This window comes from Chitinophaga pendula (genome assembly GCF_020386615.1).
Taxonomy (GTDB): domain Bacteria; phylum Bacteroidota; class Bacteroidia; order Chitinophagales; family Chitinophagaceae; genus Chitinophaga; species Chitinophaga pendula.
Genome location: NZ_CP077769.1, coordinates 4,970,147 through 4,995,085, shown reverse-complemented (window position 1 = coordinate 4,995,085; position 24,939 = coordinate 4,970,147). Strand labels below are relative to the sequence as shown.

23 protein-coding genes and 1 tRNA gene are annotated in these 24,939 nt (G+C 48.3%); 22 read left to right on the top strand and 2 right to left on the bottom strand.

Going from position 1 to position 24,939, the window contains the following annotated elements; translation table 11 throughout:
* Positions 1-26 precede the first annotated feature (26 nt).
* Positions 27-1,592 (bottom strand): malate:quinone oxidoreductase, encoded by a 1,566-nt coding sequence (locus KTO58_RS18070; RefSeq protein ID WP_095838027.1) that lies wholly within the window; start codon positions 1,590-1,592, stop codon positions 27-29.
* A 190-nt stretch (positions 1,593-1,782) separates the two neighbouring features.
* Here KTO58_RS18070 and KTO58_RS18065 point away from each other — a divergent pair, with 190 nt between their 5' ends.
* The 4 genes from KTO58_RS18065 (at position 1,783) to KTO58_RS18050 (ending at position 4,168) form a co-directional block, all read left to right on the top strand.
* Positions 1,783-2,316, top strand: coding sequence for an OmpA family protein (locus KTO58_RS18065; RefSeq protein WP_095838028.1), 534 nt, complete (start codon positions 1,783-1,785; stop codon positions 2,314-2,316).
* A gap of 129 nt (positions 2,317-2,445) precedes the next feature.
* Positions 2,446-2,516 (top strand) — tRNA-Gln (locus KTO58_RS18060).
* Positions 2,517-2,903: 387 nt separating this feature from the next.
* A complete protein-coding gene (locus KTO58_RS18055) occupies positions 2,904-3,398 on the top strand; it encodes a hypothetical protein (RefSeq protein ID WP_157752870.1) in 495 nt (164 codons plus the stop codon).
* A gap of 257 nt (positions 3,399-3,655) precedes the next feature.
* The gene (locus KTO58_RS18050) at positions 3,656-4,168 is read left to right on the top strand and encodes a hypothetical protein (RefSeq protein WP_095838030.1); all 513 of its coding nucleotides are present in this window, start codon (positions 3,656-3,658) and stop codon (positions 4,166-4,168) included.
* A gap of 51 nt (positions 4,169-4,219) precedes the next feature.
* Here KTO58_RS18050 and KTO58_RS18045 read toward each other — a convergent pair whose 3' ends face one another.
* A complete protein-coding gene (locus tag KTO58_RS18045; RefSeq protein ID WP_095838031.1) occupies positions 4,220-5,293 on the bottom strand; it encodes a type I restriction endonuclease in 1,074 nt (357 codons plus the stop codon).
* Between the two features lie 472 nt (positions 5,294-5,765).
* Between KTO58_RS18045 and KTO58_RS18040 the strand changes: the two genes are divergently transcribed.
* The 18 genes from KTO58_RS18040 (at position 5,766) to trpB (ending at position 24,934) form a co-directional block, all read left to right on the top strand.
* Entirely contained in the window at positions 5,766-6,323 is a 558-nt protein-coding gene (locus KTO58_RS18040) for an RNA polymerase sigma-70 factor (RefSeq protein WP_095838032.1), read from the top strand.
* Between the two features lie 23 nt (positions 6,324-6,346).
* Entirely contained in the window at positions 6,347-7,351 is a 1,005-nt protein-coding gene (locus KTO58_RS18035) for a FecR domain-containing protein (RefSeq protein WP_095838033.1), read from the top strand.
* Positions 7,338-8,624 (top strand): hypothetical protein, encoded by a 1,287-nt coding sequence (locus tag KTO58_RS18030; RefSeq protein WP_157752871.1) that lies wholly within the window; start codon positions 7,338-7,340, stop codon positions 8,622-8,624. Before KTO58_RS18035 ends, KTO58_RS18030 begins: the two co-directional genes overlap by 14 nt.
* A 79-nt stretch (positions 8,625-8,703) precedes the next feature.
* On the top strand, positions 8,704-9,717 hold the full coding sequence (locus KTO58_RS18025) for a radical SAM/SPASM domain-containing protein (protein ID WP_095838035.1): 1,014 nt from the start codon (positions 8,704-8,706) through the stop codon (positions 9,715-9,717).
* 108 nt (positions 9,718-9,825) lie between these two features.
* Positions 9,826-11,253: an exodeoxyribonuclease VII large subunit gene (gene xseA / locus KTO58_RS18020; RefSeq protein WP_095838036.1), complete on the top strand. Its 1,428-nt coding sequence runs from the start codon at positions 9,826-9,828 to the stop codon at positions 11,251-11,253.
* The gene (gene xseB / locus KTO58_RS18015) at positions 11,243-11,440 is read left to right on the top strand and encodes an exodeoxyribonuclease VII small subunit (RefSeq protein ID WP_095838037.1); all 198 of its coding nucleotides are present in this window, start codon (positions 11,243-11,245) and stop codon (positions 11,438-11,440) included. The genes xseA and xseB overlap by 11 nt, the downstream gene beginning before the upstream one ends.
* Before the next feature lie 92 nt (positions 11,441-11,532).
* Positions 11,533-11,838: a DUF3817 domain-containing protein gene (locus tag KTO58_RS18010; protein ID WP_095838038.1), complete on the top strand. Its 306-nt coding sequence runs from the start codon at positions 11,533-11,535 to the stop codon at positions 11,836-11,838.
* Positions 11,839-11,934: 96 nt separating this feature from the next.
* A complete protein-coding gene (gene bglX / locus KTO58_RS18005; protein ID WP_198315202.1) occupies positions 11,935-14,214 on the top strand; it encodes a beta-glucosidase BglX in 2,280 nt (759 codons plus the stop codon).
* 299 nt (positions 14,215-14,513) lie between these two features.
* Positions 14,514-15,368: an ATP phosphoribosyltransferase gene (gene hisG, locus KTO58_RS18000; RefSeq protein WP_198315203.1), complete on the top strand. Its 855-nt coding sequence runs from the start codon at positions 14,514-14,516 to the stop codon at positions 15,366-15,368.
* Positions 15,369-15,386: 18 nt separating this feature from the next.
* The gene (gene hisD / locus KTO58_RS17995; protein WP_095838040.1) at positions 15,387-16,679 is read left to right on the top strand and encodes a histidinol dehydrogenase; all 1,293 of its coding nucleotides are present in this window, start codon (positions 15,387-15,389) and stop codon (positions 16,677-16,679) included.
* 29 nt (positions 16,680-16,708) lie between these two features.
* A complete protein-coding gene (gene hisC, locus KTO58_RS17990; RefSeq protein ID WP_095838041.1) occupies positions 16,709-17,785 on the top strand; it encodes a histidinol-phosphate transaminase in 1,077 nt (358 codons plus the stop codon).
* Positions 17,786-17,788: 3 nt separating this feature from the next.
* The gene (hisB, locus tag KTO58_RS17985; RefSeq protein ID WP_095838042.1) at positions 17,789-18,925 is read left to right on the top strand and encodes a bifunctional histidinol-phosphatase/imidazoleglycerol-phosphate dehydratase HisB; all 1,137 of its coding nucleotides are present in this window, start codon (positions 17,789-17,791) and stop codon (positions 18,923-18,925) included.
* 187 nt (positions 18,926-19,112) lie between these two features.
* The gene (locus tag KTO58_RS17980) at positions 19,113-20,630 is read left to right on the top strand and encodes an anthranilate synthase component I family protein (protein WP_225859814.1); all 1,518 of its coding nucleotides are present in this window, start codon (positions 19,113-19,115) and stop codon (positions 20,628-20,630) included.
* Position 20,631: 1 nt separating this feature from the next.
* Positions 20,632-21,201, top strand: coding sequence for an anthranilate synthase component II (locus tag KTO58_RS17975; protein WP_095838043.1), 570 nt, complete (start codon positions 20,632-20,634; stop codon positions 21,199-21,201).
* A 53-nt stretch (positions 21,202-21,254) separates the two neighbouring features.
* On the top strand, positions 21,255-22,247 hold the full coding sequence (gene trpD / locus KTO58_RS17970) for an anthranilate phosphoribosyltransferase (protein WP_095838044.1): 993 nt from the start codon (positions 21,255-21,257) through the stop codon (positions 22,245-22,247).
* A gap of 36 nt (positions 22,248-22,283) precedes the next feature.
* Positions 22,284-23,087, top strand: a complete 804-nt coding sequence (gene trpC / locus KTO58_RS17965) for an indole-3-glycerol phosphate synthase TrpC (RefSeq protein ID WP_095838045.1) — start codon at positions 22,284-22,286, stop codon at positions 23,085-23,087.
* Positions 23,084-23,719 (top strand): phosphoribosylanthranilate isomerase, encoded by a 636-nt coding sequence (locus KTO58_RS17960; RefSeq protein ID WP_095838046.1) that lies wholly within the window; start codon positions 23,084-23,086, stop codon positions 23,717-23,719. The genes trpC and KTO58_RS17960 overlap by 4 nt, the downstream gene beginning before the upstream one ends.
* Positions 23,720-23,725: 6 nt before the next feature.
* On the top strand, positions 23,726-24,934 hold the full coding sequence (gene trpB / locus KTO58_RS17955) for a tryptophan synthase subunit beta (protein WP_225859813.1): 1,209 nt from the start codon (positions 23,726-23,728) through the stop codon (positions 24,932-24,934).
* Positions 24,935-24,939 lie beyond the last annotated feature (5 nt).

The window sequence follows — 24,939 nt, the reverse complement described above, 5'->3', positions numbered from 1 at the left end:
GCTGTAAAAGCATTAACAGGATATTTTTATGCCAGAGAAGGCGCTTGTTGCTCCAGGTTCAACACGTCACTGGTCCATCTTCTCATCTCATCGCAAAGGGCCGGATTATCAGAGAGTGACTTACCATAAGAAGGGATCATTTCCTGCAATTTGTGTTGCCACGCTGCAGATGCTGCCTGTTCTTTAAAGCAGCGCTTCAGTAATCCCAGCATAATAGATACAGAGGTGGAGGCACCGGGAGAAGCGCCCAGTAATACTGCCAGAGAGCCATCAGCGGCACTTACTACTTCTGTACCAAATTCGAGGATACCACCATGTTCTTCATCCTTTTTGATCACCTGCACACGTTGTCCGGCAATTTCCAGATCCCAGTCTTCCATCTTTGCATCAGGGAAGTATTCTTTCAACGCTTCCAGCCTGTCTTCCGGTGACTGACGTACCTGGTTGATCAGGTATTTGGTCAGCGGAATATTGTCCCATCCAGCTGCCAGCATCGGACGGATGTTATTGAACTTGATAGATAATGGCAGATCGAGATAAGAACCGTGTTTGAGGAACTTAGTGGAGAATCCGGCGTAAGGGCCGAACAGCAAGCCTTTTTTGCCATCGATCATTCGTGTATCGAGGTGAGGTACAGACATGGGAGGGGAGCCTACTGCTGCTTTTCCATATACTTTGGCCTGGTGTTTTTCTATAATATCCGGGTTGTTACATTTCAGCCATTGTCCGCTTACGGGGAAGCCACCGTAGCCTTTACCTTCCGGGATATCAGATTTTTCCAGCAGGGGGAGAGAGCCACCACCAGCGCCTATAAAGACAAACTTAGTACGTACGGTACGTTTGCTGCCGGTATGGATATTTTTTACAGCCACATGCCAGTAGCCTTCTGCATCTTTTTTCAGATCACGCACTTCGTGGTTGAGGTACAAGCCTACACCCTGATGTGCTTTCATGTGGTTGATCATGCCTTTGGTGAGGGCGCCGAAATTAACGTCTGTACCCATTTCCATCCGGGTTGCTGCCACCTCTTGTGTATGGTCGCGGCCTTGCATGATGAGAGGTACCCACTCTTCCAGTTGCTGTGGATCTTCAGAATATTGCATCTCCTTAAAAAGGTGATATTGTTGCAATGTCTTATAGCGTTCTTTTAAAAAAGAAACATTTTCCGGCCCCCATACAAAACTCATATGAGGAATACTATTAATAAAGGAGGAGGAATCAATGATCTTCTGTTCTACGAGGTAAGCCCAGAATTGTTTTGATATTTCAAATGATTCAGCAATCTTAACGGCCTTTGAGCAATCTACGGTGCCATCTGCTTTCTGCGGGGTGTAGTTGAGCTCGCAGAAAGCGGAGTGGCCGGTTCCGGCGTTATTCCATGCATCAGAACTTTCAGCAGTAACTACGTCCAATCTTTCAAATATCTCTATCGTTATGTCGGGTTGCAATTCTTTCAGCAGCATCCCCAATGTAGCGCTCATAATGCCTGCACCGATCAAAACCACGTCGGGACCTGCATTGGCAATGTTATCGTATGTACTCATGCTAATGATTGAAGGGTACAAAGATACACTGAAAAAGAAAAGTAGCATATTAATTGCATCATTTGCAATGATATAGTAATACAGATGTGTAAAATTTGTGCACAATAATGAACTATACTTTCCGCAGATTGTTTTGTGAAATATGTATACTTCAAAGGTGCCGTAAATATAACCCGCTACCTTTGTAACATGTTGATATTATTGTTTTTAGATACCTTTGCGCCAAATAAGTGGACATATGAAGAAAATAGCAAATAGAATGACCGGTAGTATATTGACTGCCATTGTGGTGTTATTGTTCGTTGCATGCAGCTCCGCCAGGAAGACCGGTGGCAGCCAGCAGCAGTACATGAGCAAACAATACAGAGAACTTAAAAACGTGCTGAATGAAGCAGAAGTAAGTATCATCAAAGACAGTGTCAAGGTGATCTTCCCCAATAACGTATTGTTCGCTTCCTCTTCAGACCAACTAAAGGAAGAGATAAAGCCTACTTTTCAGCGTTTTGCCAATGTGTTGACCAAATACGGTAAGACCAAGATATTGGTGACCGGGCATACTGATAACACCGGCGCCCCCAGCTATAACCGCGAGCTATCCGAACGCCGCGCTGCCAGCGGTAAACAACTGCTGATAACAGATGGTGTAAGCGCCGACCGGATGCTGACCTGGGGACTGGGCGACCGCGCACCCGTCGCGACCAACGACACCGATGAAGGAAAAGCGAGAAACCGCCGCGTAGAGTTCGTTATACTCTACGACGTAAAGCAATAAGTTAAAGTATCCTTAAAATAGTAAGGCCTCTTATCCATCGGTAAGAGGCCTTACTATTATCCCGACTTTTATTTGAAGTAGAATTGTTTTTTTCGAAAAAAAGTATAATTTTGCCATCCCTTAAATAATTGCCCGATAGTATAACGGTAGTACGACAGACTCTGACTCTGTTTGTCTTGGTTCGAATCCAGGTCGGGCAACAAAAGGTCAAAAACTTCACCTATAAGTTTTTGACCTTTTTTTATGTGCCTGTAACTAATGCAGCATTTGAAAACGTTGACGCTTTTAAAAGCAAGACGCCTTCCCTTTAGTTGCAAATAAAGTGACCTTAACATCTTCCTCGGCCATTGAAATTCACGCTTTCTTCTACCGGCAAAAAACGGAGAATGGAATACGGTTTTACCCTCCTGTCATCATAGGCTGAAAAATGCAAAAGATAGCCGTTAATGAAATATTCAGTACCGTTTATGAACTATATAGGGGAGGTGTTTCCAACTAAGGTAAATTCGATTGATAACAATTACGATTCCCTGCCCTTTTAGAACGTTTGTTAATACATAGCTCATCAATTAAACCCAAATAAAACTATGAAAAGAGTAATTTGTATTTTTACCTTGACTACACTGGTAACCACAGGTCTGTTAACCTCTTGCAAAAAAGACAGTACTGTTCCCGTCGCTAAAAACAAGCCTGCCACAGAGCAATTGGCAACTACCGGTCCAAACATCTTTCCTTATGAGGGCACCCAGGAATACGCAACATTGGATGTATTTGGACAAAAGTTATCTCGATTCTTAAATGAAGGAACTAATAAACTGGCTTCTTTGGAAGACTCAGATAACTATGATGTCGTTGTCAGAGTAAGTGCCATATCTGATAGTGACAAAGATAACTATTACACTATTGTTAACACCGCTCGTGTGTTAACGGAGCGGGAAAGGTATGTGGTCACTGGCCTGGGAAGCGCATTGAAATGTATCGCCCTTATAAAGAAATGGATGAACGATCATAATACTTCTGATATAGATATCCATATCCGTTGGGATAGAAAAAATAATTCTGCTATCGTCACTTGGGGATGATGTTTCCAATAAGCAATAAGTGAGCGTCTTGAAACTTTTGAGACATTCACTTATTGACGAGATAGCGGGATTGACAAGTAGTTAATTGAAAACAGGCTGTATCAGACTGCTGATACAGCCTGTTTTTTAATATGGCAATATCATCATAGCTAGGCCGCCGTCATCGTTCCTGGCATACGGATACAAGAAAATGTTAAAGGAATAATACTTTCAGCATGAATACATTATATCCGTTAATTTTAGGTAAAACAGTGCATATGTATACAAAAAGGAGACCGTATCATTTATTCGCCATCGGGGCCGCTATGATCATAGCAACCGCTTGCCAGTCAGGAACAAAGACTGCCGAAACACAACATGATTCACTTATTGGTAAAGTAGATACGATCCCTGAGCAACCAGCAGCGGAAGTGGCAGCCTCGCTGATGGATGCCGCGCTGGCAGATACTACCATCAAAAATTGGGAAGCCTCCGGAATGGCCAGCCAAACAGAATTTATCATATTCTTTAACAAGTTTAAAGAATGGGTAGCAGCAGACCAGAAAGACAGCATTATCGCCAATATTGATTTCCCCATTGCTAAGTATAAAACCGGTACCCAGTTCAAAACACGTTACGAAAAGATTTTTGATAATGAACTGAAAAAAGAGGTCGCTGCCGCCGAAGTGAAAGATCTCTGGGCCAACTACCAGGGAGTAAGCATGAATAATGGTATATTCTGGTTCAACCAGATCAAAGGCCGCTACGTAGTGACCGCCGTAAATAAGTAATAGCTACAGGGTAAGGAACGGTGCGAACCGTTCCTTACCCTGTACCATAAGCTACACTTCTAATGTTTTAAGGTAGCTTTTGGCTGTTTCCAGCAAATGGTCTGCATGCTGAAAGATATCGTCCAGAGAGCTTAACTCCTTCTTCACTTCCGTCCTGTCTGCACCGAAGAGCCCGATTTGTTTTTTTGTCGCCCCTATGTACAACCGACACAATGGTTTCCGGTTATTGTCATCATATAGAATGGCGAAATAAGACTGCGCATCCCGGTAATGTATCTTGTCCACAGGAACAACCTGTCTTAGTATTGAACGAATGATCTGGAATGAATCCAACTCCTCTTGGGTCGTCTGGATTTTACTTTCCGGTTCCATAATAAGCTCCACAGCCTCTGCTGGCGGTTGATCATTTTCCTCCTTTTGTAAAGCAGACTTCAGCCGTTCCGTAATAAGGTCAGAAATGTATATCTGGAATGCTTTTTTGGTAAACTGGGTGAACTGATCAAGTACCTTCTGGGTGACGCTGCCATTTGTATATACCTGGCGTGCAAAGTGCCGCACAAAGTCCGGACTGGGGTTGTTTACCTCGGTATTGAATAACTGTTTGATCAGACCCAGATATTTTAGCTCGCTGGCAGTCGAAACAATAGTGTCAGAGTCAAAATAGTTCTTGTGAAACTTTTTTAACTCCTCTATCTGGTTATCTCTGATATCCTGAAGGTCAAAAATGAAAAAAGGCTTTTGATCCATCTTATTCGGCTCATCAAGATCAGTATAAAACCAGGACTCAAAGCCATTGGTTAAAATGGAAAATTTAGCTTTGGTAGTGTGAAAATAACGGAATAACTGAGAGTTATGAGGATCTAGATTTGATGACCAATGCTTGCATTCTATCAGGATGACCGGTTGCCCTTCCTTTACAATGGCATAGTCGACCTTTTCACCTTTTTTTATCCCAAGATCCGCAACGAATTCAGGAACTACTTCCATAGGGTTAAAAACATCGTAACCTAACGCTTGGATAAATGGCATTACAAACGAATGTTTGGTTGCTTCTTCCGTTTGTACCAATTCTTTGTGTTTGAGAATTCTCTCTGCTAATTGTTTAATGGTATCTTTAAAATCCATAAAATAAAGGGGTATTAAGTATAAGGAATAAGAGTTTCGATATGTAAAAGAACGGGGTTGCTACATTACTGCATTCTTAATTACAAGATTAAGGAAAAGTATGGTATAATTGGCAAATCTTTCATTTTGTGACTGATTATCAATCATATAACTTCATTTCTGCCCACCTTGTCACCTCAAAATACCTCCTAACTATTTGATAATGAGTAAATAAAGTCTCAGGTCCACCTCTCCTATAGCTCTCCTATAACATTCCTATAAGCTTCCTATAGCCAACGCCTAATTCTCCGCTTATCCGGCTTTTCTACTACAGCATTGATAATTAGCTACTTATATAAAAGTTGCCCGGCTTAATACTACGAACACAGCAGATTATCCAGTATTTTTGCGCTGGCGGTAAGGGTAAGCTGCTGAGAATGTGTTTTAATGGTATATAAGCCAATAACCCTTCGCATATAGGTAAGCAAAAGCATTGGATAGAAACGGTAACAAGAAGATCACTGTGGTGTTTGGGGCGCTTTTTCATACATATTATGAAAAGCTGCATCGTTATGCCTATACGATACTGAAAGACAATAACGAAGCCAATGACGTCGTACAAACCGTATTTACCCGCCTGTGGGAAAAGCGGGACGAGATCGTTTTCGAAGATGCTATCAAAGGATATCTGTACCGGGCTACGCACAACTATTGCCTCAATAACATCAGGCAGGCAGATACCCGGGGACGCTATATACAACATCAGAGCAGAGATGAACATGCCGGAACGACCAGAGATGCGATGGATAAGGTCGTGGCATCCGAATTACAGGTACACATCCACAACGCGATAGAAAGTCTTCCCGCACAGTGTAAATTGATATTTCGCAAAAGTCGGGAGGAAGGCCTCAAATATGCAGAAATAGCAGAAGAATTATCCCTCTCTGTCAAAACAGTAGAAGCACAGATGAGCAAAGCCTTGCGTATCCTGAGAGAAAAATTAGCTGCCTACATCGAAATAATACTGATCTTACTATACTATAACTTATAACAGCTGCATGAAATAATTTTAACGTGAGTAACGAAACTAACATAGAAGTGTCTGAAGAGGTTATCGTAAAATACCTCGCTGGCGAAGCCAGCCCGGAAGAGGCGATAGCAATCGATGACTGGTGCGCACGTGCTGAAGCAAACCAGCAGTTGTTCGACCGGTTATCCCATACCTGGCAACAGACAGGCAGCACTATGTCTTATCGTACTCCGGATCTAAAACAGGAATGGCAACACTGGAAAACAGCTAATACCACTTCCTCGGGTACAAAAAAATCAAAAGTACGTACCCTGCGCTGGCAACTCGCTGCCGCAGCTACGGTGATTATCCTGCTGGGAGCCGCATTGGTTACCTTCCTCCTGCGACAGCCAGGACCTCGGCAACAGCAGGTGCTAGTCAGTGCCAATTCCCAACAGGTACAGACCTCCCTGCCGGATCAGTCCCAGGTGAAGATACATCCCGGTGGCAGCATCGCCTACGCAGATAATTTCCATACAGGAAGAACGGTACAGCTACAAACCGGAGAAGTGTACTTCGCAGTACAACACGATCCGCAACGCCCGTTCAACATACAGGCCGGTGAACTGAATATCCGCGTGATCGGTACCGCTTTTACAGTAAATAAGAACAGCGATAGCATCGTCGTAAAAGTAGATAATGGCGCCGTGATGCTCTCCACTATGAAAGATAGTATCGTGCTGAAAGGAGGAACGAAAGGATGTTATCTCATCGCTGATAAACAATTAAAGCGAACAGAAGCTATTACACGAACAACGGTCAACACAACGACCATTCATAGAAGCCTTCGCTTCGAAGACAAAGACCTGGGCGCCGTAATCCGGCAACTCGAAACTGCCTATGGCGTACCTATCGTGCTGTCCAATCCACAGCTGGCAAAATGCCGTATCAGCACCGCATTCGATGATAAACCCCTCCAATACGTACTCGACGTGATCAGTGCCTCTCTGGACCTGACCTACCATGCTTCATATGATACAATCTACTTAGACGGTTATGGATGTGATTAAATTTTATGGCTGCTGCCTCACCTTAATGGTGGGTATCAGCATACATACTTATGCACAAACACAGGTACTGCAGCGAAAGATAAACGTACCGGCTAAAAAAATAACAATAGAAATGCTGGGCAATATCATCTCCCGGCAGGCAGGACTGGTATTCTCTTTTGATGCCAATAAGATCAATGGTAGCAACATGGTCCAGCTGACGAAAAATAGTTATACAGTAGAAGAATTACTCTCCCTCATAAAAGGTACATTCAATACACAATACAGGATATATGGTGACCATGTCATTTTTAATCGCCAACGGAGTCAACCGGTAGTAGCCAAAATTACCAGTACAGAAGCACCACCAAAAAATACGACCATACGAAAGACCGGCAACGTATTGAAAAGTACTGCCGCAGTTAAAATCATAACGGATAAAAGCACATCACATAAGCCGTCTGTTAAAACAAATAGCCACGCAAGAACAGCTTCACCTATATCAGACGATACACAGCAGCCGGTTATTGTAAAAATACCATTGACAAGCCTACCAACACCGGCAAATGTCAATGTTGGCAGCACAAACAGATATACACCGTCCTTAACCACTCCCTGGGTATCATCGCCTTTCACGCCGGAAAAGGAAGCCAACACGACAGGTAATAAAACTGCGATAATGGAAGCTGATAGCCGGCCAAATGCACCTGCTCGTCCAAGGAGAGAACGCCGCCGCCTACTAAATAATCCATGGACACGCTACGCTGCCGCTGGCCTCACCGTAGACGAAAACCTCTTCTTCACCCCAACCGTGAAGGTCGGAATTCCATATTTGTACGCCATCGCGGCCTACTCCTCCAACTTCAGAATAGGTGGTTTCAGATATGGATTAGGCGCACAATTACCGGTAGCCGATAACTGGAATATACAGCTGAATGCCACCACCGGCAAACTTTCCCAGATCAAATCCATTGACTCTTCGACGATGATAGTATCAGTAGACCTGAGAGGAAAACATCACATCGTCGCACTGGTAGCGGAAAGAAAGATCAATGAACGCCTGACCGTGCAGGCTGGTATAAGCTATAATCGCATACAATACCAATACTACCAAAACGGAAGGAATGTGCCATTGGATAGCATACAATTCCCGCTCTCAATGTATGCAGGCGAATCCATATTCCGGTACTTCAAACCGTTGGTGGAAATATCAAATGATTTCTCCAAGAACAAACCTGGCTACAATCAATCCTGGATTGGTTTTCAGATAGGTGTTTATTACAGGTTCAGATAAGGATGTCAACATTAATTTGAACGGCATCAGGGTACATTTTTTTAAGTGTGTTTTATAAGTATAAAACTTACGGAGAACAATGTACATCACCATTAGAAGACACCTGAAACAATGGTTCTATCATACGCCGTTGATATGGAGATCAATTGAAGCAATACAAGGACTGGCATACTTAGCAGACTACTATTATTACTACAAATTACCTGGACACCAACACCGGTTAAGTGTACGTGAGATCAATATAGAGTTTGCCAGCCAATGTAACCTGAGATGCAGATTCTGCTCGCTAGACCACTTTAAGCCTAAGCAAGTTATCGCGGCAGATACCTTGGAGCGTTTCTTCCAACAGTTCATTCAGGATGATCGCTTTCGCAAGGTAGAGGTCATCAACCTGCACAATGGTGGAGAAATACTCCTGCATCCCAAACGTATGGAGATGCTGGCCATCATCAAAAAATACAAAGACCAGGCAGCACAGCAACAGCTGAAATTCCCGGAAATAAGAATGCTCACCAATGCCATGCTCCTTCGGGAACAACTGTCTGCCGACATCATCGCGATGAAAGTGATCGATGTCATCGGGGTAAGTTTTGATGGAGGTACCCCTGAGCTGTTCGAACAGATGCGCACCAACGCCGTATGGTCCCGGTTCTATGAAAATGTACGCGCCTTCCGTCGTATTAATGACGAACAGGCACACACCGTGAAGATGTATGCCATCACCTGCATCCCGGAAGGTAAACCATTGCACACACAATGGATGCATCCCGAATTTAGAGAACTATACAAATTGATGGATTGGTTCGAACTACGCCGCCTTCATAACTGGGCAGGAGAGATATCCACCGTTCAGCCTCGCAGGAAATGGCATAAGATAGGATGCAGTATGCTGATGAAACAAATGGTACTCCTCCCCAATGGCGATATTACAGTGTGCTGTAGTGACCTCAATTCCAAAGGCGTTGTAGGCAATGTAATGCAGCAGGATATCGTCTCCATCTACAAGTCCAGAGAACGTATGAACTACCTCGAACGCCTGCTCAAAGGACGCAAATCCGAACTGGCACTTTGCAGTAATTGTGAAACATTTTAGGTTCATTTTACTTCCAATAAACAGATACTCAGGCTGATCATCAGAATGGGCGTGTGTTTGATGTCTAAGAAACTGTTTATCTTTGCACATTAACACCACGGACTTTTAGTGACTGAACAGCCGTTTATAAAATTATCACAACTCACTGCCGATATACAGGCCACCCTGCAGGATGTCTTTGCAGGGCGGTCGTTTTGGGTAGTGGCAGACATTACCAACTTCTCCTACTACGCTGCAAAAGGGTATTACTACTTCGATCTGGTAGAAAAGGAAGAACAGAGCAGCCAGATGCTGGCCCGTATCCAGGCTTCCGCCTGGGGTACCGGTGCCGCACGCATCCGGGAATTCGAACAGGTAACCGGACAGCCGTTTAAAAATGATATCCACGTACTCGTAAAAGTATCCGTGGACTACCATCCCGTATTCGGCCTTAAACTAAACCTGCAAGACGTAGACGCCGGCTTCACCATCGGCCTGCTCGAACAACAGAAACAGGACACCCTCCAGCGTCTGCTCAAAGAATGCAGCGACTTCATTCAATACAACGCAGGCAGGTACCTCACCACCAATAACCAGCTGACACTACCTGCCGTCATACAACATATAGCGGTCGTATCCTCCGATGTCTCCGCCGGATTCCAGGACTTCATGCATACACTCGAAAACAATCCCTTCGGATACCGTTTTCGCATCGATACCTACTTCACTCAAGTACAGGGCGCTGCCAATGCAGAACAACTATACAACAAACTACTCGAAGTATACGCTACCCGCAAACCTTACGATGCCGTTGTCATCATCCGCGGCGGTGGCGCACAAACCGACTTCCTCCTCTTCGATCAGTTCATGCCGGGTAAGATAGTAGCCAAATTCCCTATCCCCATCATCACCGGTATCGGACACCAGAAGAATGAAACGATCGTCGATCTGATGGCCCACACGCCCACAAAAACACCTACCAAAGCAGCCGAATTTATCATCGCACACAACAGAACCTTCGAAGAACGTATGCAGCTGCTACAACAACAACTCATCATCAGGGCACAACAACTCTGCGCCACCCGTGTACAACAACTGGCACAACTGAACAATATCGTCGTTAACAAAACCCGGGATATACTCAGCCGCCAACGCGACAGCCTCGCTGCCCTCAATAGATCGACCGTCAACGCCAGCAGCAATATCCTGCATAAACGGCATACCGCTTTGCTCAATATCTCCAGCCAATTGCTCGGTCAGTCCCGTATCCTCGTCAGCAACAAACAGCACGAACTGACCAGCATACGGTTACAATTGCAATCACAGGCACAGCAATACCTGAAAGATCAACGCGCCGCCGTCAGCCAGCACGCTACCGTCATAAAACTGATGAACCCGGTCAACCTCGTGAAGAAAGGTTTCGCCATCATCTCCCACGAAGGCCGCATCCTCAGCAATGCAGCACAACTCAAACCAGGACACGAAATCACCGTCCAACTACCCGATGCCTTATTAAGATCAATAATTACCGAAAAACAGCCCGTAAATGGAAAATAACATCACATACGAAGCCGCTTATAACGAACTGAAAACCATCGCCAATGAGATAGAAACGGAATCCGTATCCGTAGATGTACTGGCCGCCAAAGTAAAACGAGCCTCCCAGCTCATTACCTTCTGCCAGGCCAAACTCCGCGCCACCGAATCAGAAGTTTCCAATATCATCAAACAAATGGAAGCCTGATCAGAATTGAAAAATGATGTTCCTGGCACGATCTTTTTACACGTACCCAACAGGGAACAAACTATCTTTGGAACACGCTAAAATTATCGATCGTGGAAAATTATCTTAAGACGGGCATCGGACGCTTCCGCCTCGTCGGAACACTGGAAGGCATCTCATTCCTCCTCCTCGTATTCGTCGCCATGCCCCTCAAATACTACGCAGGACAACCCGGCATGGTCAAGATCGTAGGAATGATACATGGCCTCCTTTTTGTACTCTACGCCCTGCAAACCTTTCAGATGAGAGACGAATACAACTGGCGATTCAATAAAATACTCCTGGCCATCATCGCCGCAGTACTACCGTTCGGTACCTTCTACTTCAACCGCAAATGGCTGAATAAAGACTTTAAATAACACCCGAAGATATATTCCTCGCATTCCGGTCAGCAAACATTGCTGACCGGCGTCGTTATTTGTATATTTGAACTCCCAAAAAAACACGTTATCCGTATGAGCATAATCAAACTTCACGTTATCGCATTCCTGGCCCTGTGCATAACGGGCATGTATATACCCGCATCTGCACAGCAACAGAACAAACAAACCTTCATCCGTACCCTCATGGCCAAAATGACCCTCGACGAAAAGATCGGTCAGCTGAACCTCCTCACCAGCGATATGGATGTGACCGGGCCGTTTATGCGCGAAGGCTACAAAAAAGATGTCGAAAGCGGCATATGCGGCGCCATCTTCAACGCATACACCCCTCAGTTCACCCGGCAACTGCAGGATATGGCCCTCAAAACTCGCCTTAAAATACCCTTACTGTTCGGGTACGACGTGATCCACGGCCACAAGACCATCTTCCCCATCCCCTTGGGGGAAGCCTGTACCTGGGATATGACATTGCTGGAAAAAAGCGCCCGCATCGCCGCCACAGAAGCCAGCGCCGATGGCCTCCACTGGACCTTCTCCCCAATGGTAGACATCGCCCGCGACCCCCGCTGGGGCCGCGTAGCCGAAGGAGTAGGAGAGGACACCTGGTTCGGATCACAGGTCGCTAAAGCCAAAGTAAAAGGATACCAGGGCAACGACCTCTCCGCCAACAACACCATCATGGCTTGCGTAAAACACTTCGCACTATATGGCGCCATCGAAGCAGGTCGCGACTATAACACCGTAGACATGAGCAAACGCCAGATGTTCCAGTTCTACCTGCCACCCTATAAAGCAGCCATAGATGCAGGCGTAGCCACCGTCATGACCTCCTTCAACGAGATCGATGGCATACCCGCTACCGGTAATAAAGCACTTCTCACCGACCTCCTCCGTAAACAATGGGGCTTCAAAGGTTTCGTAGTCACCGACTACACCTCCATGAATGAAATGATCCCCCATGGCATCGTAAAAGATGAATACGAAGCAGGCGCCCTCGCCCTCAACGCCGGCGTCGATATGGACATGCAGGGAAGCATCTATGCCGGACAACTCAAAAAACTCCTGCAGGACAAAAAAGTAACACTCGCACAGATAGACGCCGCCGTATACCGCGTCCTCGCCGCCAAATACGACCTGGGCCTCTTCAAAGATCCCTACCAGTACTGCGACCCCGCCAGGGCACAACGCGAAATACTCTCCCCCGCCAACCGCCAGGCCGCCCGCGAAATCGCCCAACGATCCATCGTATTACTCAAAAATCAAGGACAACTACTCCCCCTGCAGGAAGAGGGTAACATCGCCGTGATAGGCCCCCTCGCCAACAGCCAACGCGACGTCATCGGCAACTGGTCCGCAGCAGGAGACCCGTCCAAAGCAATATCCCTCCTGCAAGGTATCACCTCCCGCATAGGCAACAAAGCCAAAATAGCCTACGCGCAAGGTGCCCACCTCACCGCCGATACCACCTTGTTCCTCCGCGCCATGCAAAAGGCCGCTATCGAAAAAGCCGATACCGCCAACACAGACAAACTGCTGTCAGAAGCCGTAGAACTGGCCCGCAAGTCAGATAAAGTAATACTGGCACTGGGCGAATCCCAGGGCATGACCGGAGAAGCCGCCAGCCGCTCCGATATCAGCCTCCCCCCCGGACAACGCCGCCTGCTCGAAGCCATCCTCGCCACCGGCAAACCTGTCGTACTCGTCCTCATGAACGGCCGCCCACTCACCCTCGAATGGGAAGACCAACACGTACCCGCCATCCTGGAAACATGGTTCCTGGGCACTGAAGCCGGCAACGCCATCGCAGATGTCCTCTTCGGCCACTACAACCCCGCCGGTAAGATCACCATGACCTTCCCGCGAAATACCGGCCAGATACCCGTCTACTACAATCATAAAAATACCGGCCGCCCGCTCAACCCCTATAATAAATACTCCTCCAAATACCTCGATATCCCCAACGACCCGCTCTATCCCTTCGGTTACGGACTGAGCTATACCTCATTCAGCTACAGCCCCGTACAACTGGATAAAACCACCATCACCGCACAACAGCCACTACACGTCAGCGTAAAGGTCAAAAATGTAGGGAAATACGATGGGGAAGAGGTCGTACAACTATACCTCCGCGATCAGGTCGGTAGCGTCAACCGCCCCCTCAAAGAATTGAAAGGCTTCAAAAAGGTATTCCTCAAAAAAGGCGAAGAACAAACCGTCTCCTTCACCCTCACCAACGAAGACCTCAGATTCTACGATAAAGACATGCGCTGGACAGCCGAACCGGGCGACTTCACCGTATTCATAGGTACCAATAGCCGCGATACACAGCAGGCCGACTTTAAACTCCAGTAATAACCACCTCCCCTAGCCCCTTACAGAGGTATTAACATAAGGTTAAAGAATTCAGGGCTTGGATTTGTCATAATAGTTATTACTTTTGTACTCGAATTATGATTATTAACATCCATACACATCATCATCATACTTACTGCACAGGTAAGCAGAGATGATATTGTATGTATCCAACATATTAAAACATCAAAGGCTTACCGGTTCGGTAGGCCTTTTTTGTTAGATCGCCTGCCCATCATACACCGGACCATAAGCTGCTTATTTATCACTTAAAAAACCGCCGCTGCGGTATCAGGATCATGAAACTGAAAATAGCTATTCAAAAATCCGGACGTCTCCACGAAGACTCTATCAAACTGCTCAAAGAATGCGGTATCGAAGTGAGCAACGGAGTGAACAAACTGAAAACAGAAGCAACCAACTTCCCCCTAGAAGTGTTCTTCCTCAGAGATGATGATATCCCGCAATACGTAGAAGATGGCGTAGCAGACATTGGTATCGTAGGAGAAAATGTAGTACTGGAAAAGAAACGCTCCGTACAGATCGTCGAAAAGCTGGGATTCGGTAAATGCCGCCTCTCCATAGCCGTTCCCAAAACGATCGAATACAACGGCATCACCGACCTGCAACAACTCCGCATCGCCACCAGCTATCCCGAAATAGTAGCCGATTTCCTGGCTACACACAACGTCACCGCCGATATACACGAGATCAGCGGCTCCGTCGAAATAGCGCCTGGCATCGGCCTCGCAGACGCAATATGCGACCTCGTAAGCAGCGGCTCCACATTATTCATGAATGGCTTGAAAGAGGTAGAAACCGTCCTCAAATCCGAAGCAGTCCTCGTAGCCAACGCCGCCCTCAACGAAACACAACAGCTACTACTGCAGAAATTGCTCTTCCGCATCAAAGCAGTAAGAAAAGCAAAGAATAATAAATATATCCTGCTCAACGCGCCAAATGATAAACTACACGAGATCATCGCACTCCTCCCGGGCATGAAAAGCCCTACCGTACTGCCACTGGCAGAAGCTGGCTGGAGCTCCGTACATTCCGTACTGAATGAAAACGAATTCTGGGATATCATCGAAAGCCTGAAAACCGCTGGCGCTCAGGGAATATTGGTAGTACCCATCGAAAAGATGGTACTGTAATAAGATCAAATGACTGACATGGATATTATCGAATCTCCTGATAAAAGCACCTGGGCACAGCTCCTGCAACGCCCGGCATTAGATACACAGGCACTGGAAGATAAAGTGAACACCATCCTCACCGCCGTAAAAGAGGAAGGCGACACCGCCGTCCGCCGCTATGCCCAACAGTTCGATGGCGTAACACTCGATACCCTCGAAGTGCCGGTGGCCGACTTCGCCGCCGCCACCGCTGCCATCGATCCCGCACTCAAACAGGCCATCCAGACCGCTATTCAGAATATTACCACCTTCCACAAAGCACAACATGAAACCGGCCGCATCATCAGCACCATGCCCGGCGTCGACTGCTGGCGCAAACCAGTCGCAATAGAAAAAGTAGGACTATACATCCCGGGTGGCTCCGCTCCGCTCTTCTCTACCATCCTCATGCTGGGCATCCCGGCCATGATAGCAGGTTGCAAAGAGATCATCCTCTGTACACCCTCCGATAAAGCAGGCAACGTACACCCGGCCATCCTCTACGCCGCACAGGAAGTAGGCATACAGAAAGTATACCGCATCGGTGGCGTACAAGCCATCGGCGCCATGGCCTTCGGTACCGCCTCCATCCCACAGGTATACAAGATCTTCGGCCCGGGAAACCAATATGTCACCTGCGCCAAACAACTGGTCAACAAAGCAGGCGTCGCCATCGACATGCCCGCCGGCCCCTCAGAAGTAGCCGTACTGGCAGACGATTCCTGCGTACCCGCATTCGTTGCCGCTGACCTGCTCTCACAGGCCGAACATGGCCCCGATAGCCAGGTAGTATTGGTAAGCACCAGCAAAGATATACTCCAAGCCGTTAAAACAGCAGTAACCACACAGCTGGCACACCTGCCACGCCAGAACGTCGCCGCTCAGGCATTACAGCACAGCCGCCTCATATACATGCCGGACACCGCCAGCGCCATGGAACTGCTTAACGCATACGCACCCGAACATCTCATCATCGCCTGCAAAGACGATATCCGTATCGCCGATAGCGTAACCAACGCAGGCTCCGTATTCCTGGGCAACTACTCCCCCGAAAGCGCCGGCGACTACGCCTCCGGTACCAACCATACCCTCCCCACCAACGGGTATGCCAAAGCATACAGCGGCGTATCATTGGATAGCTTCGTGAAAAAGATCACCTTCCAGCGCATCACCAAAGAAGGCCTGCAACAAATAGGCCCCGCCATCGAAGCAATGGCCGCCGCAGAAGGACTCGATGCCCACAAACAGGCCGTCACCGTCCGGCTCAACAGCCTGACAACAGAAGCCTGATTTTTTGACGAGGATAATAACTTATTTATATGTTCAATCTGGAAAGTTTACTACGCGATAATATTAAAAGACTTACTCCATACTCCTCCGCCAGAGACGAGTTCAAAGGAGAAGCAAGTGTGTTCCTGGATGCCAACGAAAATAGCTTCGGCTCACCGCTAAAGACCGCCTACAACCGCTACCCCGATCCCATGCAATGGCAGATCAAATACAAACTGGCAGATATCAAAGGCGTACCGCCACAAAATATCTTCCTGGGCAATGGTAGCGACGAAGCAATAGATATCCTCTACCGCGCCTTCTGCAACCCGGGTGTCGACAATGTCGTACTATGCCCACCCACCTACGGCATGTACGAAGTAAGCGCACATATCAACGATGTCATCATCCGGAGTGTAAGCCTCACCGAAGACTTCCAGCTCGACCTGGAAGGACTCCAGCAGGCCATCGATGAAAATACCAAACTCCTCTTCATCTGCTCACCCAACAACCCTACCGGCAACTCGATCAACAGGCACGACATAGAACTTATACTAAACAACTTCGACGGCATCGTTGTCATCGACGAAGCATATATCAACTTCTCCCGCCAGCAATCATTCATACGCGAACTCACAGAATACCCCAACCTCGTAGTGTTACAGACACTCTCAAAGGCCTGGGGGCTGGCAGCACTGCGCATCGGTATGGCCTTCGCCGGCGAAGAGATCATCAATGTCTTCAATAAGATTAAACCACCGTACAATATCAGCCAGGCCGCACAGGAACTGACCTTACAGGCATTGGAAAATGTCAGCCAGGTCAATGAATGGATACGCGAGATCGTCATCGAAAGAGATAAACTCTCCGCCGGCCTCGAATCCCTGCAACAGGTAATACACGTATATCCCAGCGATGCCAACTTCGTATTGGCAAAAACGATAGATCCTAAAGGTATCTACAGCCACCTCACCGCTCAGGGTATCGTAGTACGCGACCGCTCCAGGATAAAACTGTGCGCCGGCTGCCTCCGCATTACCGTAGGCACCCCGGAAGAAAACGAGCGTGTCATCCAAGCCATCAAAGCCTATTCCTCCACCAACATTCCATCATCTACGTCAAACTGATATATGAAGCGCGTATTGTTTATAGACCGCGATGGTACCCTCATCAAAGAAGTACCTCCCACCTACCAGATCGATAGCCTGGAAAAAGTAGAGTTCTATCCCAGGGTATTCACCTGGATGTCCCGCATCGCCGCCGAAATGGACTATGAACTGGTCATCGTCACCAACCAGGATGGCCTGGGCACCGCTTCCTTCCCGGAAGATACCTTCTGGCCCGCCCACCAGCATATCCTTAAAGCATTCGAAAATGAAGGCGTAGTATTCGCTGCCGAATATATCGATCGCAGCTTCCCGGCCGATAATGCCCCTACCCGCAAACCCGGTACCGGCATGCTCACCAAATACCTCAGCGGCGACTACGACCTGGCCAACTCATTCGTCATCGGCGATCGTATCACCGACGTACAACTGGCTAAAAACCTGGGCGCCAAAGCCATCTGGCTCAATGAAGGTACCGGCCTCGGGGCCGCCGAGATCAGCGATGCCGCAGCAGACCTGCAGTCCGTCATCGCCCTCGAATCCACCGACTGGCGCAAGATCTATGAGTTCCTCAAACTGGGCCTCCGGCAAGTATCCCATACCCGCACCACCAAAGAAACAGATATCCGCATCGAACTGAACCTCGATGGCAAAGGTCAGTCCAATATCACCACCGGCCTGGGTTTCTTCGATCATATGCTCGACCAGATCGCCCGCCATGGTAGCATCGACCTCACCATCAACGCCAAAGGAGACTTGCACATCGACGAGCATCATACCATCGAAGATACCGGCCTCGCACTGGGCGAAGCCGTAGCCTTGGCACTGGCAGATAAAAGAGGAATAGAAAGATATGGCTTCTGCCTACCCATGGACGACTGCCTCGCTCAGGTAGCCATCGACTTCGGTGGACGCAACTGGCTGGTATGGAACGCCGAATTCAAACGGGAAAAAATAGGAGAGATGCCGACAGAAATGTTCTTCCACTTCTTTAAATCATTCTCCGACGCAGCCAGATGTAATCTCAACATACAAGCCTCCGGCGATAATGAACATCATAAAATAGAAGCCATCTTTAAAGCGTTCGCCAAAGCCATCAAAATGGCCGTACGCCGCAACCCGGAAAATATGCAACTCCCCAGCACCAAAGGCGTACTGTAGCCGGGGAAAAATAATTTGCATTTTCTGAAAAAACCTCGCATATTTGCTCTCATTATGGCAAATAACTTAATTAACAAACATTGGTGGTGGCATAGAATCAATTCCTGATCTGTGTTACAGTGCCATGTTTTGTATAAAACATATTCTCGGAAGGCCCGCTGTTACACAGCGGGCCTTCTGGCTTTTAATGGGTCAGGAGCGCACCACGAAAGACAGTACAGGCGCTGCAGCCCTCACCGTCTTCGCCAGCACTCCCTCCCGGTATAATACCACCTTCAAATCGAATCAAGCCGTCATGCGTACCATCAATGTAAAAACTAAATACCGGCAAATGTTAGCCGATGTATTCACGCCGGTCAGCATATATCTGCGACTCAGAGACCGCTTCCCGGGATCTATACTCCTCGAAAGTACAGACTACCGCGCCAGCGAAAACAGCTACTCCTTTATCTGTATCAAACCAATCGCAGGCATAGAAGTCACCAGCACCAACGAATTCGAATTCAAATACCCTAACCTGCCGGTAGAAAAGAAACAGCTTAAAAGCCCCCAGCTCGTCCTCGACGAACTACAACGATTCCTGGGCAATTTCAGCTTCGAAGGCACACCCCCACTACCCGTCGTACACAGCCTGTTCGGCTACTCCACCTTCGACTCCGTACAGTTCTTCGAAAAGATCACCTTCAATAAAGACAAACAGAACGGTAACACCATCCCCCTGATGAGATACCGGTTCTATCAATATATCATCGTCATCAATCACTTCAAAGATGAACTCTATCTCTGCGAAAATGAAGTGGATGGCATCGATAGCGAATTCGACCTCGTCACCTCCCTCATCCATCACAAAGACTGCCCCAACTACCCATTCAAAGTACAGGGAGAAGAAAGAAGCAACATGACCGACGATGCCTATATGGAAATGGTAGAGAAAGGACGCCAGCACTGCTTCAGAGGAGATGTCTTCCAGGTAGTACTCTCCCGCTCCTTCCAACGGCCTTTCAAAGGCGACGAATTCAACGTATACCGCTCCCTTCGCTCTATCAATCCTTCCCCTTATCTCTTCTATTTCGACTACGGCGATTATAAATTGATGGGCTCTTCCCCGGAAGCTCAACTGATCGTGAAAAATGGGAAAGCCATCATACATCCCATCGCAGGCACCTTCCGCCGCACCGGGAATGATGAACAGGATAAACAACTGGCTGATAAACTACTGCTCGATCCTAAAGAAAATGCAGAACATGTCATGCTCGTCGACCTCGCACGGAATGACCTCAGCCGGCATGCCACACAGGTAGAAGTAGCTTCCTACCGCAAAGTGCAATACTACAGCCATGTCATCCACCTGGTCAGCGAAGTAACGGGCAAAACAGATACCGCCATGAACCCGTTCAGCCTCCTGGCTGCCACATTCCCGGCAGGTACCTTGTCTGGCGCTCCCAAGTACAAAGCCATGGAGATCATTGATCAGTACGAACCAACATCCCGCGGCTTCTACGGCGGATGCATCGGCGCAGTAGGCTTCAACGGCGACTTCAATCACGCCATTATGATCCGCTCCATGCTCAGCAAAGACAATATACTCTATTACCAGGCCGGCGCCGGCGTAGTCGCCAAATCAGTGGCCAGCTCCGAACTGGAAGAAGTGAACAATAAACTGAATGCCTTAAAACAAGCCATCCTCCAGGCGCAAAATATTTGATATGAACATACTGGTGTTTGACAACTACGACTCTTTTACCTATAACCTGGTACACCTGGTGGAAAAGATCACACACGGAAAAGTAACCGTGGTGCGCAACGACGAAATACCATTGGAACAAGTGAACCAATACGATAAAATCATCCTATCCCCGGGGCCCGGTATTCCCGAAGAAGCAGGGCTTTTACTCCCCCTCATTAAAGAATACGCCCCGACCAAATCCATATTCGGCGTATGCCTCGGCCTACAGGCTATCGGGCAGGCATTGGGAGGCTCCCTCATCAACCTGAGCGATGTATTCCATGGCGTCGCCACACCCGTAACCGTCGTATCCCGCGAAGGCCGCCTGTTCAACGGGCTGCCCGATCAGCTCGAAGTAGGCCGGTACCACTCCTGGGTAGTAGATGAAAATAATCTGCCCGCAGCACTCACCATCACCGCACGCGATAACCAGGGCTTTATCATGGCCATGCAACATCAACAATACGATGTCTGCGGAGTACAATTCCATCCCGAAAGTGTACTCACCCCCGATGGCGAACGCATACTGAGGAATTGGCTGGAACTGTAAACCATCAAACCGACAGACTTCCTCCCTTTCCCAACGCTAAAAAGTATCAGATCATGAAAAAAATTCTTCACTATCTATTCGAACATAAAACCTTCAGCCGCGACGCCGCAAAAGAAATATTGATCAGCATCTCCAAAGGAATGTACAATGAAAGCGAACTCGCGGCCTTCATGACCGTCTTCCTCATGCGCAGTATCACCATCGACGAACTGCTCGGCTTCCGCGACGCCCTCCTCGAACTATGCGTACCCGTTAACCTCAATGGCTACGATGTCATCGACATCGTCGGCACCGGTGGCGATGCGAAAAATACATTCAATATATCCACACTGTCCTGCTTCCTTGCGGCCGGAGCCGGCGCCAAAGTAGCCAAACATGGCAACTACGGCGTCTCATCCATCAGCGGCGCCTCCAACCTCATGGAGTCTGTAGGCTATAAATTCAAAAACCAGGACGACAAACTGCGCGAAGAACTGGAACAAGCAGGCGTATGTTTCCTGCATGCCCCCTTATTCCACCCCGCCCTCAAACATGTCGCCGGCATCCGACGCCAACTGGGCATACGCACCTTCTTCAATATGCTGGGCCCCCTCGTAAATCCCGCATTCGCCAAATACCAACTCATCGGTGTCTACAATCTCGAAATGGCAAGAGTATACAACTACCTCTTCCAGCAAACAGATAAACAATATGCCATCGTACACAGCCTCGATGGCTACGATGAAATATCACTGACCACCGATACCCGCGTCATCACCAACCACGGAGAACGCGACTGGACCCCAGAACAACTGGGCAAAAGAAAAGTACACCCGGAAGATATCTATGGTGGCAACTCTGTAGAAGAAGCAGCTAAAATATTCATGAAAATACTCAAAGGCGAAGGCTCCTGGGCACAAAACGCTGTCGTATTAGCCAACTCCGCAATGGCACTACATTGCGCAGGAAAGTACGATAGCTACGACGACTGCTTCCAGGCAGTAGTCACCTCCCTGGAATCCGGCGCCGCCTTACAATCGTTTAAAAAACTCATCAGCTTACAATAAAATTGTAGCTGAGCATCACACAAAAAAGATAGCTGGATGAAAAATATACTGGCCGAGATCGTCGCTCACAAAAAAGTGACAGTAGCCGCAGATAAAGAGAAAAGAAGCATACAGGAACTGGAACGCGCCAGCACCTTCTCCCGTACCCCCTTATCACTCTACAACTTCCTCAAAGACGAAACCCGCACCGGTATCATCGCTGAGTTCAAAAAACGCTCCCCTTCTAAAGGTATCATCAATCCCGATGCTACCGTAGAAGAAGTGACCACTGCCTACGCCCGTCATGGCGCCTCCGGACTGTCCGTACTCACCGACGAAAAATACTTCGGCGGCTCCGTATCCGACCTGATCGCCGCCCGCGCCGTCAATGGTATACCCATCCTGCGCAAAGACTTCATCGTCGATGAATACCAGATAGCAGAAGCAAAAGTGATCGGCGCCGATGTCATCCTCCTCATCGCCGAATGCCTCCGCAAAGAAGAAGTAGCCCGCCTAGCAAAATATGCCAATGGCCTGGGCCTCGAAGTATTACTCGAAGTACATAGCGGCGATCAACTGGAAAAAATTACCGATCATATCCGGCTCGTCGGCGTAAACAACCGCGATCTCACCACCTTCCAGGTCGACTTCAACCGCTCCTGCGAACTGGCACCGCAAATACCGGCAGACAAGTGTAAAATAGCAGAAAGTGGTATCAACGACCCCGCCGCTATCGTTACCTTAAAACAAGCGGGCTTCGAAGGTTTCCTCATAGGAGAACATTTCATGCGGCAAAACAACCCGGCAGAAGCCTTCGCTACCTTCGTCTCCACATTACGGCAAAAAGAAAAAGAAATATGAAGATAAAGGTCTGTGGTATCACGCGGCGGGAAGACCTGCGCGAACTGATCGCTAACAAAGTAGATCTTGCCGGCTTCATATTCTATGAACAATCCCCCCGGTTCGCCGGTAATAAACTGGACGCCCGCAGCGTCCGCGAACTTACCGGCATTCAGAAAGTAGGTGTCTTCGTCAACGCCGCCAAAGAACAGGTGCTCCGTACCGCAGCAGACTATCAGCTCGATATGGTTCAACTGCATGGCGACGAATCTCCCGAATATTGCGCCGCCATCCGGGAAAAAATACCGGTAGTGAAAGCATTCCGCGTCGGCGCCAACATCGACTGGGATAAAGAGATCGCTCCCTACATCCCCGTCACCACCTACTTCCTGTTCGATACCGCCTCCGCCAAAGGATACGGCGGCACCGGCGAACAATTCGACTGGTCCCTGCTGCAACACTATCCATACCAACATCCGTTCTTCCTGAGCGGTGGCATCGGCCTGGAACACACCATCGCATTACAGCAACTGGACATACCCGCCCTGTACGCCGTCGATGTCAATAGCCGCTTTGAAAGCAGCCCGGGTATCAAACACATACCACAGGTCGCTGCCTTTGTAAAACAGATTCACGCAACCGCATTAAAATAACTGAACATGGAGATAGCTTTAAATACAAAAGGCTCCAGGTATCACGTAGACGATAAAGGATACTATGGCAGGTTCGGTGGAGCCTACATCCCGGAAATGTTATTTCCTAACGTAGACGAACTGCAACAGCAATACCTGAAAATACTGAGCGACCCGTCCTTTCAGCAGGAATTCGAAGACCTCCTGCGCGATTACGTAGGCCGCCCTTCCCCGTTATATTTTGCCAAACGCCTCTCCGAACACTACCAGGCCAAGATCTATCTCAAAAGAGAAGACCTCAACCATACCGGCGCCCACAAAGTGAACAACACCATCGGTCAGATACTCCTGGCAAAACGCCTGGGCAAACATCGCATCATCGCCGAAACAGGCGCGGGGCAACATGGCGTCGCCACCGCTACCGTATGCGCCCTCATGGGAATGGAATGTGTCGTATACATGGGAAGCATCGATATAGAACGCCAGGCCCCCAACGTATCCCGCATGCAAATGCTGGGCGCTACCGTAGTTCCTGCTACCAGCGGCAGCAAAACCCTGAAAGATGCCACCAACGAAGCCATCCGCGACTGGATCAACAACCCGGTAGATACCCACTATATCCTCGGTACCGCCGCGGGCCCACATCCATATCCCGATATGGTCGCCCGCTTCCAGTCCGTGATCAGCGAAGAGATACGCCGGCAGTTACAGGAAAAAACCGGTAGCCCCGATCCCGACTACGTCGTAGCGTGTATCGGTGGTGGTAGCAACGCCGCCGGTGCCTACTACCATTACCTCGACAACGAAAAAGTAAAACTAGTAGCAGTAGAAGCGGGCGGAAAAGGCGTACATAGCGGATTCTCCGCAGCCACCACACAACTGGGCGAAATAGGCATCATTCATGCCAGCAAAACATTGCTGATGCAGACAGATGATGGCCAGATCGTAGAGCCGCATTCCATCTCCGCAGGCCTGGACTACCCGGGCATCGGACCTTTACATGCACATCTCTACGAAACAAAAAGAGCCGTCTTCCTCAACACAACAGATGAAGAAGCCCTCGCCGCCGGCTATCAGCTGAGCAGACTCGAAGGGATCATCCCCGCATTGGAATCCGCTCACGCACTGGCCAAACTGAAAGACCTGCCTCTCAACCCGGATGATGTAGTCGTAGTATGCCTGTCCGGCCGCGGCGACAAAGACCTGGGCACCTATATCAAGCACATGCAGCCTTAACACTA

Excerpts from the sequence above, each read along its gene's own strand:
- KTO58_RS18070 (WP_095838027.1), bottom strand. The coding sequence starts at position 1,592 with ATGCTACTTTTCTTTTTCAGTGTATCTTTGTACCCTTCAATCATTAGC.
- KTO58_RS18065 (WP_095838028.1), top strand. The coding sequence starts at position 1,783 with ATGAAGAAAATAGCAAATAGAATGACCGGTAGTATATTGACTGCCATT.
- KTO58_RS18055 (WP_157752870.1), top strand. The coding sequence starts at position 2,904 with ATGAAAAGAGTAATTTGTATTTTTACCTTGACTACACTGGTAACCACA.
- KTO58_RS18050 (WP_095838030.1), top strand. The coding sequence starts at position 3,656 with ATGTATACAAAAAGGAGACCGTATCATTTATTCGCCATCGGGGCCGCT.
- KTO58_RS18045 (WP_095838031.1), bottom strand. The coding sequence starts at position 5,293 with ATGGATTTTAAAGATACCATTAAACAATTAGCAGAGAGAATTCTCAAA.
- KTO58_RS18030 (WP_157752871.1), top strand. The coding sequence starts at position 7,338 with ATGGATGTGATTAAATTTTATGGCTGCTGCCTCACCTTAATGGTGGGT.
- KTO58_RS18025 (WP_095838035.1), top strand. The coding sequence starts at position 8,704 with ATGTACATCACCATTAGAAGACACCTGAAACAATGGTTCTATCATACG.
- xseB (WP_095838037.1), top strand. The coding sequence starts at position 11,243 with ATGGAAAATAACATCACATACGAAGCCGCTTATAACGAACTGAAAACC.
- bglX (WP_198315202.1), top strand. The coding sequence starts at position 11,935 with ATGAGCATAATCAAACTTCACGTTATCGCATTCCTGGCCCTGTGCATA.
- hisG (WP_198315203.1), top strand. The coding sequence starts at position 14,514 with ATGAAACTGAAAATAGCTATTCAAAAATCCGGACGTCTCCACGAAGAC.
- hisD (WP_095838040.1), top strand. The coding sequence starts at position 15,387 with ATGGATATTATCGAATCTCCTGATAAAAGCACCTGGGCACAGCTCCTG.
- hisC (WP_095838041.1), top strand. The coding sequence starts at position 16,709 with ATGTTCAATCTGGAAAGTTTACTACGCGATAATATTAAAAGACTTACT.
- hisB (WP_095838042.1), top strand. The coding sequence starts at position 17,789 with ATGAAGCGCGTATTGTTTATAGACCGCGATGGTACCCTCATCAAAGAA.
- KTO58_RS17980 (WP_225859814.1), top strand. The coding sequence starts at position 19,113 with ATGGGTCAGGAGCGCACCACGAAAGACAGTACAGGCGCTGCAGCCCTC.
- KTO58_RS17975 (WP_095838043.1), top strand. The coding sequence starts at position 20,632 with ATGAACATACTGGTGTTTGACAACTACGACTCTTTTACCTATAACCTG.
- trpD (WP_095838044.1), top strand. The coding sequence starts at position 21,255 with ATGAAAAAAATTCTTCACTATCTATTCGAACATAAAACCTTCAGCCGC.
- trpC (WP_095838045.1), top strand. The coding sequence starts at position 22,284 with ATGAAAAATATACTGGCCGAGATCGTCGCTCACAAAAAAGTGACAGTA.
- KTO58_RS17960 (WP_095838046.1), top strand. The coding sequence starts at position 23,084 with ATGAAGATAAAGGTCTGTGGTATCACGCGGCGGGAAGACCTGCGCGAA.
- trpB (WP_225859813.1), top strand. The coding sequence starts at position 23,726 with ATGGAGATAGCTTTAAATACAAAAGGCTCCAGGTATCACGTAGACGAT.